This window comes from Pseudomonas sp. BS3782 TE3695, assembly GCF_050435305.1.
Classification (GTDB): Bacteria; Pseudomonadota; Gammaproteobacteria; order Pseudomonadales; family Pseudomonadaceae; genus Aquipseudomonas.
Map to the genome: position 1 here is coordinate 5,621,439 of NZ_JBNDKB010000001.1, position 13,638 is coordinate 5,635,076.

Sequence of the window (13,638 nt, forward strand, 5' to 3'; positions counted from 1 at the left end):
AGCTTTAACGGATGAAGAAAGAGCTCTTACAGCAGCTATTGCGATTTAGAACACGTATTGAGCGCGGACCACGAAGCCGTCACCGCTGTCATCACCGGTGCGACGGGCAGGCGTCGTGCCGCTGGCCGCTGTCGCATTGGTCACGTTGTCCGTCTTGGCCTTGAGGTAGGCGCCAGTGATTTTCACCGCTTCGTTGGCGTACCAGTTGACGCCCAGAGTATGCACTTGGGCTTCCGCATCGCCGACATCGCGGGTCAGGCTGGCGGTGGTGATGTTGTCGTCTTCGACGGTCAAGCTGTCGTAACGATAGAACAGCTCCCAAGCGCCGATGGATTTGTTGGCTGGCTTGATTGAATCGAACTTGCCGACTTTATAGCCACGGGCTTCGCCGGTGAGGGTGTAGGCACCCTGAACGTAGAAACCGCGACCTTCGATGTCTTCAAGGTTGCTGGCATCGGCTTTGGTCTTGCGGGCGATGTATTCACCCTGGATCGAGGCCGGGCCCATGGCGAATGCGGCTTCCAGGCCGACAGCGTCGTCACGGTCGTAGGAGCCGGCAGCCGAAGTGGAACTGCCGCCCAGCACCGGACGGTTGCCGTTGGTGCCAGCATCGTTGCCGCCGAGGGTTTCGACGCCACGCATGCCCATGCGGGTGCGATAACGCGAGTCGAACGCCGTGTCGGAGACATCCCGGGAAGCCACGTTCACACCAAAGTGCAGCACGTTGCCGGCGTCATGCATCGGCGCGAAGACAAAGCGGCCGTTGGCCTGTTTAATGCTGTTGCCATCGGTATCGTCAGTGTCTTTGCTGAACACGCCGGCGGAAGCGTAGAACGAATCAGCGAAGGTGCTGGAGGCTTGCAGGCCCAGGCCATTCTGGTGGCTGTTGGCCCAATCGACCATGTCGTACGCCATGTTGCGCTCTGGCGCGGTGACCCACTTGGAGCTGGTGGCTTTTTCCAGGCCGAAGTCCGGGTCAAAACGACCGACTTTGATTGAGACCGGTTTGAAGCCGTTGTAGGCCAGCGACGCTTCGTCGAAGTAACCGTTATCGGAATCACCGCTGTTGTGGGAGAAGTCGTAGTTGATGGCGTAGGCCCAATCCGTGTACAGCACACCTGACAGCTCCAGGAACCCACGACGGATGTAGGCCGCATCGGCGGTATCGCCGTTTTTGGTGTAGACGCCATCGAACTGGCTGTAATCAGCCTGCAAGCGACCGCCGAGTTTGAAGCTGAATTCTTTATCGGTGGTGGCGACTTCGAGGCCGCCCTTGGTTTTGACTACGATATCGGCGCCGTCAGTGGTGACGGTGCCAGCGAAAGCCTGGGCGGTTACTGCCATGGCCAATGCGCTGGCGGCAAAACCGGCGAAGTGCTTACGGATCATCGAAGAGTTCCCCTAATTGGTGGTCTGTAGCTTGGAAACACGCGGGTCTGGCCCGCTTGTGTTGGGAGGGAATCTTGGAGACGGGGTATTTCAGCCGGGTTGCTGATAGATAAAGATTTTATGACAGGGGAACTTTTTACTTCGAATCGAAATAACAGAAAAACAGCGTCAAGGGATGAGCTGCAAGCCGCAAGTTTGAGCGGCTGAAGGGGGTATTACGCGCGGGGAAACTACGGTTTGTTTTTCAGATGTTCCTTGGCAAGCCGTTCAGCCAGCGCATCCAGATCAGGTACAGAGGGTTCGGGCATCAGTTTCAGGGTGGCTTGCATCAACCGCATCTGCCGAATGAACCGTCGGCAATTGCGACAAAACATCAAATGATGGCGCATCATCAGTCGCTCTCGAAAACTCAACTGACCATCGAGATAATCACTGGAGCGCGCCACTTGTTCCTTGCAGGTCAACATTCGCCGGTTTCCTCAAAATGCTCCACGGTCGCAAAGACCTTCAACCGTGCCCGATGCAGCAGCACACGAGCATTGGAGAGCGAGATATCCAGAAGATTACAGATCTCCTCCAACTCCACCCCCTGACGTTCACGCAACAGCAAGACACTGCTCTGCAGTTCCGACAGGCTGAGCAGCGTGTGCTCCAGACACTCGCGCAACTCGTTTTCGGTCAACAGCGCCTCCGGCGTGTCCTGATGCCAGGCGTACGGCGCCACCAGCCAATGCCCATCCGTCGATGAAAAACGATCGTCACCAAGGGTTCCATGGGGCGAAGGAAGGTCATCGAGCAGCACTTCCCGGCGGTTTTGCTTGTAGCGGCTCTTGGCCGAATTGGCGGTGATGGTCAGCAGCCAGGTCTTGAGGCTCGAACGCCCCTCGAACCCGCCCAGATTACGCACCACCGACAGCCAGGCATCCTGGACCACTTCATCGGCGTGTCGGTTGCCGACGATGGCATAGGCCACCGCGCGCATCGCGCTCTGGTAAGTGCTGACCAATTCCTTGAAAGCCCTCTGCTCTCCCGCCAGCAGGCGTTCGAGTAGTAGAGCGTCGTCAGCGGCAGCCATTGATGCCTCTTATCCGAATGAGTGGGGACACAAGAAAAAGATCGCAGTCTTCGGCAGCTCCTGCATGTCGATCGTATCCAACCACGATAGCGGGTTGAAATCCAATCCTGTAGGAGCTGCCGCAGGCTGCGATCTTTTCAGGCGTCTTTTCAGGCGAATTCAGCGCTTGCGCAGAATCACGCTACCGATCGAGTAGCCAGCGCCGAACGAGCTGAGGACCGCCAGCGAACCGCTGACCAGATCGTCCTGATTCTTGTGAAACGCAATCACCGAACCGGCGGAACTGGTGTTGGCATAAGTGTCGAGAATCACCGGGGCTTCTTCTTCGGTGGCTTCGCGGCCCAGCAGCTTCTTGACGATCAGGTGGTTCATGCTGAGGTTGGCCTGGTGCAGCCAGAAGCGCTTCACGTCGCTGACGTTGAGCTGGTTTTCTTCCAGGTGCGTGGCGATCAGCTCGGCGACCATCGGGCAGACATCGCGGAACACCTTGCGGCCTTCCTGGACGAACAGTTTGTCGGAGGCTCCGATGCCCTCTTCCGCAGCGCGGTTGAGGAAGCCGAAGTTGTTGCGGATGTTGTTGGAGAACTTGGTCAGCAGTTTGGTGCTGACCACGTCGAACTGGTAGTTGGATGTCGCCAGATCCGCACGTTCGATGATCACTGCGGTGGCGGCGTCGCCGAAGATGAAATGACTGTCACGGTCGCGGAAATTCAGGTGACCGGTGCAGACTTCCGGGTTGACCATCAGGATCGCCCGGGCCTGGCCCAGTTGCACGCTGTTAGCCGCCGCCTGGATGCCGAAGGTCGCCGAGGAACAGGCGACGTTCATGTCGAAACCGAAACCCTGGATGCCCAGCGCTTCCTGGACTTCGATGGCGATCGCCGGGTAGGCGCGTTGCAGGTTGGAGCAGGCGACGATTACACCGTCGATGTCAGCGGCGGTCTTGCCAGCACGCTGCAAGGCTTGCTCGGCCGCGCCGATGGCCATCTGGCAAAGCACCGACCACTCGTCGTTGGAACGTTCTGGCAGACGTGGCGCCATGCGCTGCGGATCGAGTATGCCGTCCTTGTCCATGACAAAGCGGCTTTTGATGCCGGAGGCTTTTTCGATGAACGCCGCGTTGGATTCGGTCAAGGCCTCGACTTCGCCGCGCGCGATGGCGTCGGCGTTGTCGGCGTTGAACTGCGCGACGTAAGCGTTGAAAGACTGCACCAGCTCTTCGTTGGAAATGCTGTTGGCCGGTGTGTACAGGCCGGTGCCGCTGATGACGACGTTATGCATGGTCGTTTCTCTAATCCGTTCAGGCAGAAAGCGCTGGCACCGACGTACCAACACACAAAGGGTCTATTCCAGGCTCCAGACGCAAACCTGGCATCGCTTTATTCCGATCCGCCCGGGCCCGTGAAGGCTCAAAACCGCGGGACTGGCGTTTATAGGCGCGAAGTTTGCCATAAACGCTGGCTTTTGGCGCCTTTTGCAAAAGCGCGATGTAATGCGATACCGGATAGGAGCTGCCGAAGGCTGCGATCTTTTGATCTTCTAGTGTCGCGACAAAGAAAGATCAAAAGATCGCAGCCTTCGGCAGCTCCTACAATAGACCGCAGGCGATCAAGGGGATCGTGTCTACGACTCGACCTGGCTCCATTGCTTGTTCAGGCGCTTGTCGGAGATCGGCACCTTGGTCCCCAATTGCTGCGCGAACAGCGAGACCCGGTATTCCTCCAGCCACCAGCGATAGAGCTCCAGCTGCGGATCGCGCTTGCCTTCCTGGGCGTGTTTGTTGGCGCGGGTCTGGTATTGGGCCCAGAGGCCGGACAATTCGCCGCTCCAGACCCGGTCTTTCTGCACCTGAGCGCCGAGTTTTTCGAAACGTTGCTCGACGGCCTTGAGGTAACGCGGCAGTTCCTTGAGCCACGGCATCGGCGTTTCGCGCACGAACCCCGGATACACCAGATGGCTGAGCTGCTGCTTGATGTCGTTCAAGGCTACGGCTTGCGCCAGGTCAATCTTGCCCTTGAAGCGTTTTTGCAGGCCATGCCACAGCTTGAGAATCTCCAGCGTCAGCATGGCCAACCGTTCGGCATGCTCGGTCCAGGCGCCGCGTTTGCGCTCGGCCAGCGACGCCAGCCCGGCGCCATCCCGTGGCAACGGGTCTTCGCCGTCGAGAATGCAGCTGTCGAGGCTGGCCAGCAGAATGTCTTCCACCAGGCTGTCAACTCGCCCCATGTCGCGGTACATCAGGCCCAACTCGGTCAGCCCCGGCAACTTGCTGCGCAGGAACTTGGCCGGTTCCGCCAGTTGCTGCATCAGCAAACGCTGCAAGGCCCGGCGATGCTGGAACTCGGCTTCGGCCGGGGTCGAGAATCGACCTTCCTTGACTGTACCGCCTTCTTCCACCAGCGCCGGATACACCGTCATCGATAGCCCGGCGATTTTCTGCTGGGTTTTCTCAGCCACGGCGGCAAAGACTTTCGGCTCCACTGGTTGTTGGCTCTTCGCACTTTGCGGTACAGCCAATGCAGCCTGGCTGGCCTCGGCAAAGCGTGCGGTCAGCTCGGCCAGATCACGGCCTTCACCGAGGAACTTACCCTGACCGTCGACGATTTCAAGGTTCATCCGCAAATGGCTTTCGACCTGCTGCGAGGCTTCGGCCCAAGCTTCATCGCTGACCCGCGCGCCAGTCATGCGCAGCAATTCGCGGCCCAGCGCCTGAGGCAACGAGCCCTCGGCAAATGTGATGCGCTGCAACGCGGCTTTGACGAAGTCCGGCACTGGCACGAAGTTCTTGCGCAGGGCCTTGGGCAGGTTGCGCACCAATGCAATGCATTTGGCTTCGATCACGCCCGGCACCAGCCATTCCAGACGTTCCGGCGGCAGCATCGGCAACAGCGGCGCCGGCACGCGCAAGGTCACGCCGTCGCGAGGATGGTTGGGTTCAAAGTGATAACTCAGGGCCAGTTCCAGATCGCCGATGTGCAGGGTGTCCGGGTAATGCGCGGCGGTGACTTCGCTGGCTTCGCGGGCCAGCACATCTTCTTCGCGCATGATCAGCAGCTGCGGGTCCTTCTGGCTATTGACCCGGTACCAACTGTCGAACGTCGCGGTCTGGTGAATCTCTGCTGGCAGTCGCGCATCGTAGAAGGCAAACAGGGTTTCTTCGTCGGCGAGGATGTCGCGGCGACGCGCCTTGGCTTCCAGTTCGTCGAGCTGTTCCAGCAATCGCTGGTTGGCCGTCAGACATTTGGCCCTGGATTGAATTTCGCCGCGCACCAGACCTTCGCGAATAAAAAATTCACGAGACACCACCGGGTCGATCGGCCCGTAATGCACCGGTCGGCGACCCACCACGATCAGCCCGAACAGGGTGATTTGCTCGAAGGCCACAACCTGCCCGCGCTTCTTCTCCCAGTGGGGTTCGAAGTGGTTTTTCTTGATCAGGTGCCCGGCCAGCGGCTCGATCCAGTCAGCGTCGATCTTGGCGACCATCCGCGCGTAAAGCTTGGTGGTTTCCACCAGTTCGGCGGTCATCAGCCATTGCGGACGCTTCTTGCCCAGGCCCGACGAGGGGTGAATCCAGAAGCGCCGCTGACGGGCACCGAGGTAATCGCCTTCATCGGTTTTCTGACCGATCTGGCTGAGCAGCCCCGAGAGCACGGCTTTGTGCAGCTTCGGGTAATCCGCCGGCTCCTTGTTGAGGCTCAACTGCATGTCGCGGCAGATCAGGCTCAACTGACGATGGGAGTCGCGCCACTCGCGCAGGCGCAGGTAATTCAGAAAATTCTTGCGGCACCAGTTGCGCAGCGGGCTGGCCGTCAGGGCCTGGCGTTGTTCTTCAAAACCACGCCACAGATTGACCAGCCCGGCGAAGTCCGAATCCACGTCTTTCCACTGCGCGTGGGCTTGATCGGCGGCTTGCTGGCGCTCTGGCGGACGTTCGCGCGGGTCCTGAATCGACATGGCGCTGGCGACGATCAGCACTTCCTGCAAGCTGCCAAGTTTCGCCGCTTCCAGCAGCATGCGGCCCATGCGCGGGTCCACCGGCAGCCGCGCCAGTTGGCGACCGAGCGGCGTCAGCTGACTGTTGCGGTCCACCGCCGAGAGTTCTTGCAGCAGGTTGAAACCGTCGCTGATCGCCTTGCCATCCGGCGGCTCGATAAACGGGAAATCGGTGATCTCGCCGAGGCGCAGATGAAGCATCTGCAGGATGACTGCGGCGAGGTTGGTCCGCAGGATTTCCGGGTCGGTAAATTCCGGGCGACCGATGAAATCTTCTTCGCTGTAGAGGCGGATGCAAATGCCCGGCTCGACCCGCCCGCAACGGCCTTTACGCTGGTTGGCGCTGGCCTGGGAAATCGCTTCGATGGGCAGGCGCTGCACCTTGGCGCGGTAGCTGTAGCGGCTGATGCGCGCGGTGCCGCTGTCGATCACATAACGAATGCCCGGCACCGTCAGCGAGGTTTCGGCGACGTTGGTCGCCAGTACCACGCGACGTCCGGGGTGGGACTGGAAAATCCGCTGCTGCTCGGCCGGCGACAACCGCGCGTACAACGGCAGAATCTCGGTGTGTTTGAGTTGGGCCTTGCGCAGCATGTCCGCTGCATCGCGAATCTCGCGCTCGCCGGGCAGGAACACCAGCACGTCGCCGGGGCTCTTGCGCTCACTGCGTTCGAACGCGGCAATTTCGTCGAGGCTGGCGAGGATCGCCTGATCCACGGTCAGGTCATCCTCGACGCGGTTGCCCTCCTCGTCCTGCTCCAGGGTCAGCGGGCGATACCAGGTGTCCACCGGGAAGGTACGACCGGAAACTTCGACGATCGGCGCGTCATCGAAATGCTTGGAGAAACGCTCCAGGTCGATGGTGGCCGAGGTGATGATGAGTTTCAGGTCCGGACGACGCGGCAGCAGGGTTTTCAGGTAACCGAGCAGGAAGTCGATGTTCAGGCTGCGTTCGTGGGCTTCGTCGACGATGATCGTGTCGTAGCGTTCGAGGTAACGGTCGTTCTGGGTTTCCGCCAGCAGGATGCCGTCGGTCATCAGTTTGATCAGGGTGTTGGCATCGCTCTGATCCTCGAACCGCACCTGATAGCCGACCAGTGCGCCCAACGGCGTCGCCAATTCTTCAGCGACCCGGCTCGCTACGCTGCGAGCGGCGATTCGACGGGGTTGCGTGTGGCCGATCAGGCCGTGCTGGCCGCGACCGATTTCCAGGCAGATCTTCGGCAACTGGGTGGTTTTACCCGACCCGGTTTCGCCGGCAATGATCAGCACCTGATGCTTGAGCAGCGCTTCCTTGATTTCGTCGCGCTTGGCGGCGATTGGCAGGCTGTCATCGTAACGAATCACCGGCAGGCTCGCGCGCCGCGCCAACACCTGATCGCAGGACGCCTGCGTGCGCGTCACCCACTCGGCCAGTTTGGCCTCGTCAGGTTTCTTGCGCAGCTCCAGCAACTGCCGCCGCAGCCGGTGGCGGTCGGCGAGCATGGCGTGATCGAGGTTTTTCAGCAGTTTGTCGATTGAAGGCGATTCGTCAGTCATCGGGTACGCAAAAGTCGTCTAGTGGCGCAGGGGGCGGATTGTCGCAGATTTGGGGGACGGAGTGACGCGCTTTTGTGGCGAGGGAGCTTGCTCCCGCTCGGCTGCGAAGCAGTCGTAATCCTGTCATCGCGGTTTGCCTGAAGCTCCGGGATGAATGGTTTCGGGGCCGCTTCGCGACCCAGCGGGAGCAAGCTCCCTCGCCACAGTGTGTTCGCTCAGGTGGGCTACTCGTTATCCAGGCCTTTGCGGCGATACGGGAACACGTCGATCACTTTCCCCGCCCGAATCGCCTCCTGCAAACTCTTCCAGTAATCGGCGTTGTACAACTCGCCATGCAACTGATCGAACAACTTTCGTTGCCCCGAATCGGCAAACAAAAACGGCGGAAACTCTTCAGGAAACACATCCAGTGGCCCGATCGAGTACCAGGGCTCCGATGCCATTTCGTCTTCCGGTGTGCGCGGTTGCGGGATGTGGCGGAAGTTGGCTTCGGTCAGGAAACAGATCTCGTCGTAGTCATAAAACACCACACGACCATGACGGGTGACGCCAAAATTCTTCAGCAACATGTCGCCGGGGAAAATGTTCGCCGCCGCTAGTTGCTTGATCGCCAGACCGTAATCCTCCAGCGCCTCGCGAACCTGCGCCTCGTTGGCGTGTTCCAGATAAAGGTTCAACGGTGTCATCCGACGTTCGGTCCAGCAGTGACGAATCAGCACCGTATCGTCCTCCACCGAGACCGTGGACGCGGCCACTTCGAGCAACTCTTCCAGGCATGCCGGTTCGAACTTGCTCAAGGGGAAACGGAAGTCGGCGAATTCCTGGGTGTCGGCCATCCGCCCGACCCGGTCGACGCTTTTCACCAGGCGATATTTTTCGATCACCGTGGCGCGGTCGACGTTTTTCGACGGCGAGAAACGGTCCTTGATGATCTTGAAAACGGTGTTGAAGCCCGGCAGGGTAAACACGCTCATGACCATGCCGCGCACGCCGGGGGCCATGATGAACTGGTCGTCAGTGTTGGCCAGGTGATTGATCAGCGCGCGATAAAACTCGGACTTGCCATGCTTGTAGAAGCCGATCGAGGTATACAGCTCGGCAATGTGTTTGCCCGGCAGGATGCGTTTGAGAAAGCCGATGAATTCCGCCGGCACTGGCACATCGACCATGAAGTAGGAACGGGTGAAGGAGAAGATGATCGACACCTCCGCCTCGTCGGTGATCAGCGCATCGATCTGGATGCCCCGGCCTTCGCGGTGCAGCAGCGGAATTACCAGTGGCCATTGCTCGTCGGGGGTGTAAATGCGCCCCACCAGATAGGCGCCCTTGTTGCGGTAAAGCACCGAGGAAAACAGTTCGACGCTCAGCTCCGGGTCCTTGCAGACCCAGTCCGGCAGATTCTCGCGCAATTGCGCTTCGAGGCGACGCAGGTCGCCGGCCAGATCGGCGTAATCTTCGCTGAAGCGGTAGTCGGCAAAGATGCTCGTGAGCATGCCGGACAACTGCCCATGCGGCTTGTAGGTGCGGGTTTGTGCCGCCCGGGCGCGGCGCAGGCTCGGCCGCGTGGTGTGAATGAACATGCAGCCGTCGCTGATCAGGTCATGGCTGAACAGGCCGCAGAAAATCGAGTTGTACCAGGTCTCGGACAATTCATCGTCGAAGCGCAGGTCGATCAGGCTGATGTAAGCGCTTTTGACCAGCGGCCAATTGCTGACGTCCATCAGCACCTCGGTCGCGAACGACGCATGCAAGCGCCCTACGGTTTCGCCGACCTTTTCTTCGTAGAGGTTGATCCGCGCCGCCGACGCAACTTGCGTCTCTTGCCATTGGGCCTGCTCGAACCGGGCTCGGGCGCCGTCGGTGATCTGACGGAAATGCTCGCGGTAATCGTCAAAGCCATCGAGGATCATTCGGGCGATGTCGGCGGCTGGCCATTGCTGCGGCATAGGTAAAACCTCGGCGGCTGTTCTTGTCGTTGGAGCCTGAGCTTAGTGGCCCTGTGTAACGCAACGCAACCATTGCCTTGCGCCCTGACTGGCGCGACACTTGCGCGCCAATCAAGGAAGGAAAGCGCTGTGAACCCCGTCGATATCCTGCGTATGTTGTCGCTTGCCGCCATTTGGGGTGCGAGTTTTCTGTTCATGCGCGTTATTGCCCCCGTGATTGGCACAATCCCCACTGCTTTTTTTCGCGTGTCGATTGCCGCTGTGGGGCTGCTGGTGATCCTTGGGCTGATGCGCATCAGCTGGGATTTCAAAGGCAAATTCAAGACGGTGATGCTGCTGGGGATGATCAACTCCGGGATTCCGGCAACCCTCTATTCCGTGGCCGCCCAGGTGCTGCCGGCCGGTTACTCGGCGATTTTCAACGCCACCACGCCTTTGATGGGGGTGTTGATCGGTGGCCTGTTCTTCCATGAAAAACTCACCGCCGCCAAGTTGGGTGGCGTCTTTCTCGGCCTGTTGGGCGTGGGCATCCTCACCCGCGCCGGGCCGGTGGCGTTCAACATGGAACTGCTGATGGGCGCACTCGCGTGCCTGATGGCCACCACTTGCTACGGCTTTGCCGGGTTCCTCGCCCGACGCTGGCTCGACCATGCCGGCGGTCTCGACAGTCGTCTTTCGGCACTGGGCAGCATGCTCGGCGCGACGTTGTTGTTGCTGCCGCTGTTTGGCTACAGCGTGCTCAGCCAGCCACCGGCGAGCTGGGGCGGCTGGAATGTCTGGCTGTCATTGCTGGGGTTGGGTTTGGTTTGCACAGCCTTTGCCTACATTATTTACTTCCGTTTACTGACATCGGTTGGCCCGGTGAAATCGATGACCGTGACCTTCATGATCCCGCCGTTCGGCGTGTTGTGGGGGGCGCTGTTGCTGGATGAGCCGCTGTCGATGGCGCACCTTTATGGCGGGGTGTTGATTGCGCTGGCGTTGTGGCTGGTGTTGAAGCCGGCGGTGGTGAAGGCACCTGAGGTGGTTGCCAGGTAGTGTGATGTGGTGTTGCTGATGACGCCTTCGCGGGCACGCCTCTACACTGGAAATGCATTCCCCCTGTAGGAGCTGCCGAAGGCTGCGATCTTTTGATCCTGCTCTGCGGCGGCCCCGAAAAGATCGCAGGGTCTACGCCAGCTCCTACGCTGGATCGGTGTTGCGACGAAGATCCAGCCTGGAGCGGCCTTTCGGTTTCAAGCGTTCTTACGGAACACAAACACCAGGCCGACGATGATCAGCCCCATTCCCAGCAGGCTCAACGCCGCCAGTCGGTTGCCGAAAAACAGGTAGTCCATGACCGCCGTCACCGCCGGCACCAGGTAAAACAGACTGGTGACATTCACCAGATTGCCCCGGGCGATCAGCCGATACAGCAGCAGCGTCGCCAGCACTGATACCACCAACCCCATCCACAACACCGGCACGATGAACCCTGTGCTGTGTTCGAATTGAAACGGCTGGAACGGCACAAACACCCCGCACAACAACAAACCGGCAAGGTACTGCACTGGCAGCGTGCCGAGGGGATTGTCGGTAATGCGTTTCTGCATGATCGAGCCGAACGTCATGCTCGCCAGCGCCAACAGACCGAAGAGCATGCCAGCCAATGACATGCCGGCCAGACCGATGCCTTGGTAAACCACCATGATCAACCCGGCCAGGCCTAGCGCCAGACCGAAGATCCGGCTTATTGACCGGTGCCGCTCCATGATCACTACGGTGAGAATTGGTTGCACGCCCATGATGGTTGCCATCATGCCGGGGGTGACCTTCAGGTCCAGGGCCAGCAGATAGAAAATCTGATAAGCCCCCAGCAATACCACGCCCGTGGCCATCGCATACAACATCGGCTTGCCGCCCTTGGGTAGTTTCAGCTTGAGCAACGGCATCAACAGCACCAGCCCGCACAAGGCAATGGCGAAACGAATCAGCAAAAAGGCGAAGGGTGATGCGTGCGCCAACCCCCATTTGGAGAAGATCGCGCCGCTGCTCCACAGCAAAACGAACAGGCTCGTGGACGCCGCCGCGAGCGCGGATTTTTTCGAAAGGACAAACATGAATACCACCTGTAGTCAGGCAAAAAGCCAACTCAGCCGAAGCTGAAGTTCAGTAGTTTTTTCAGGCGCTTTTTCAGATGGGCACAGGAACAGCAGAAAAAAGCTGATCAGCCCGAGAAGCCAACGCCTGGCGGTGATACGACTGCGCACACCGGCGTACTACTGACAGGTGGGGGGTAATGACTGATCTGCGCAGGCTGCTGATTCCCGCACGGCAAGACGCCAGCGTTGACCGCTGAATCGACTACCGCGTTGATGGGGGAAGCTGGCATGGGCTGATCTTTTTTGATGGGTGAAAGGGTGGTTAGGGAAACCACCGAGGGCCGACTATAACCAGCGTGTGACATGGATTGCAATGACTAAGAGTCTGGCACGATCCCTGTGGGAGCGGGCTTGCTCGCGAAGGCGGTGTGTCAGGCGACATCAATGTTTACTGTGCCGCCGTCTTCGAGCAAGCCCGCTCCCACATGGATTGCGCTGAACTGGCTGGCATAAACCTGGCCGTCGACGAAGATCCGGCAATCGTCGGAGTTCGGCGTCGACAGCCCCAAGGCAGCTCCTACTGCTGATTCTCCTGGTCGGTAAACAAGTCACTGAACAGCATGCTCGACAGGTAGCGCTCGCCAGAGTCGGGCAGAATCACCACGATGGTCTTGCCCTGCATTTCCGGGGTTTCGGCCAGCCGCACAGCCGCCGCCATGGCGGCGCCGCACGAGATACCGCTCAAAATCCCTTCTTCCTGCATCAGGCGCAGGGCCATCGCCTTGGACTCTTCGTCGCTGACCAGTTCGACCCGGTCGACCATCGACAGGTCCAGGTTCTTCGGCACAAAACCGGCGCCGATGCCCTGGATTTTGTGGGGGCTCGGTTTGATCTCCTCTCCAGCCATCGCCTGAGTAATCACCGGAGACACCACCGGCTCCACCGCCACCGAGATTATCGGTTTGCGCTGGGTATTCTTGATATACCGCGAAACCCCGGTAATGGTTCCACCCGTCCCGACACCCGCCACCAGTACGTCGACCGCGCCGTCGGTGTCATTCCAGATTTCCGGCCCGGTGGTTTTTTCGTGGATGGCCGGGTTGGCCGGGTTTTCGAATTGCGCCGGCATGAAGTAGGTCGATGGATCACTGGCGAGGATTTCGGCAGCTTTCTCGATCGCGCCTTTCATGCCTTTGGCCGGCTCCGTCAACACCAGTTCGGCGCCAAGGGCTTTGAGCACCTTGCGCCGTTCGATGCTCATGGACGCAGGCATGGTCAATACCAGGCGGTAACCGCGGGCAGCGGCAACGAACGCCAGGCCGATGCCGGTATTGCCGGAAGTCGGTTCGATGATGGTCATGCCGGGCTTGAGTTTACCGCTGCTTTCGCCCTCCCAGATCATGTTCGCGCCGATCCGGCACTTGACCGAATAACCAGGGTTGCGCCCTTCGATCTTGGCCAGGATGGTGACACCGCGCGGGGCGATACGGTTGATCTGAACCAGCGGCGTATTGCCAATGGAATGGGCGTTGTCAGCATAAATACGGCTCATGGCTGGGTCCTTATACAGCGTTGAATTAGCTGTCCAAGGTATGCCTGTTACCCGTGGTCG

11 protein-coding genes are annotated in these 13,638 nt (G+C 59.6%); 1 reads left to right on the forward strand and 10 read right to left on the reverse strand.

Annotated elements, in window-relative coordinates; genetic code table 11:
• Positions 1-45: 45 nt before the first annotated feature.
• The 6 genes from ABH909_RS25365 to aceK form a co-directional block, all read right to left on the reverse strand.
• Complete coding sequence (locus ABH909_RS25365; RefSeq protein WP_429438360.1) at positions 46-1,389, reverse strand: OprO/OprP family phosphate-selective porin; 1,344 nt, start codon at positions 1,387-1,389, stop codon at positions 46-48.
• Between the two features lie 230 nt (positions 1,390-1,619).
• Entirely contained in the window at positions 1,620-1,856 is a 237-nt protein-coding gene (locus tag ABH909_RS25370) for an anti-sigma factor family protein (RefSeq protein ID WP_429438363.1), read from the reverse strand.
• Positions 1,850-2,464, reverse strand: coding sequence for an RNA polymerase sigma factor (locus ABH909_RS25375; protein ID WP_429438365.1), 615 nt, complete (start codon positions 2,462-2,464; stop codon positions 1,850-1,852). The genes ABH909_RS25370 and ABH909_RS25375 overlap by 7 nt, the downstream gene beginning before the upstream one ends.
• A gap of 159 nt (positions 2,465-2,623) precedes the next feature.
• Complete coding sequence (locus ABH909_RS25380; RefSeq protein ID WP_429438367.1) at positions 2,624-3,745, reverse strand: beta-ketoacyl-ACP synthase III; 1,122 nt, start codon at positions 3,743-3,745, stop codon at positions 2,624-2,626.
• A gap of 342 nt (positions 3,746-4,087) precedes the next feature.
• The gene (hrpA, locus tag ABH909_RS25385; protein ID WP_429438370.1) at positions 4,088-7,999 is read right to left on the reverse strand and encodes an ATP-dependent RNA helicase HrpA; all 3,912 of its coding nucleotides are present in this window, start codon (positions 7,997-7,999) and stop codon (positions 4,088-4,090) included.
• Between the two features lie 224 nt (positions 8,000-8,223).
• Complete coding sequence (gene aceK / locus ABH909_RS25390) at positions 8,224-9,945, reverse strand: bifunctional isocitrate dehydrogenase kinase/phosphatase (protein ID WP_429438373.1); 1,722 nt, start codon at positions 9,943-9,945, stop codon at positions 8,224-8,226.
• Between the two features lie 129 nt (positions 9,946-10,074).
• On the opposite strand from aceK, the gene ABH909_RS25395 reads away from it, so the two are divergent.
• On the forward strand, positions 10,075-10,983 hold the full coding sequence (locus ABH909_RS25395) for a DMT family transporter (RefSeq protein ID WP_429438375.1): 909 nt from the start codon (positions 10,075-10,077) through the stop codon (positions 10,981-10,983).
• Between the two features lie 197 nt (positions 10,984-11,180).
• On the opposite strand, the gene ABH909_RS25400 is transcribed toward ABH909_RS25395, so the two are convergent.
• The 4 genes from ABH909_RS25400 to cysK all read right to left on the reverse strand — a co-directional run bounded on the left by ABH909_RS25400 (position 11,181) and on the right by cysK (position 13,578).
• Positions 11,181-12,044: a DMT family transporter gene (locus ABH909_RS25400; protein WP_429438377.1), complete on the reverse strand. Its 864-nt coding sequence runs from the start codon at positions 12,042-12,044 to the stop codon at positions 11,181-11,183.
• 107 nt (positions 12,045-12,151) lie between these two features.
• Positions 12,152-12,316: a hypothetical protein gene (locus ABH909_RS25405; protein ID WP_429438380.1), complete on the reverse strand. Its 165-nt coding sequence runs from the start codon at positions 12,314-12,316 to the stop codon at positions 12,152-12,154.
• 141 nt (positions 12,317-12,457) lie between these two features.
• Complete coding sequence (locus ABH909_RS25410) at positions 12,458-12,595, reverse strand: hypothetical protein (RefSeq protein ID WP_429440146.1); 138 nt, start codon at positions 12,593-12,595, stop codon at positions 12,458-12,460.
• Between the two features lie 8 nt (positions 12,596-12,603).
• Positions 12,604-13,578, reverse strand: a complete 975-nt coding sequence (gene cysK / locus ABH909_RS25415; protein WP_429438383.1) for a cysteine synthase A — start codon at positions 13,576-13,578, stop codon at positions 12,604-12,606.
• Positions 13,579-13,638 lie beyond the last annotated feature (60 nt).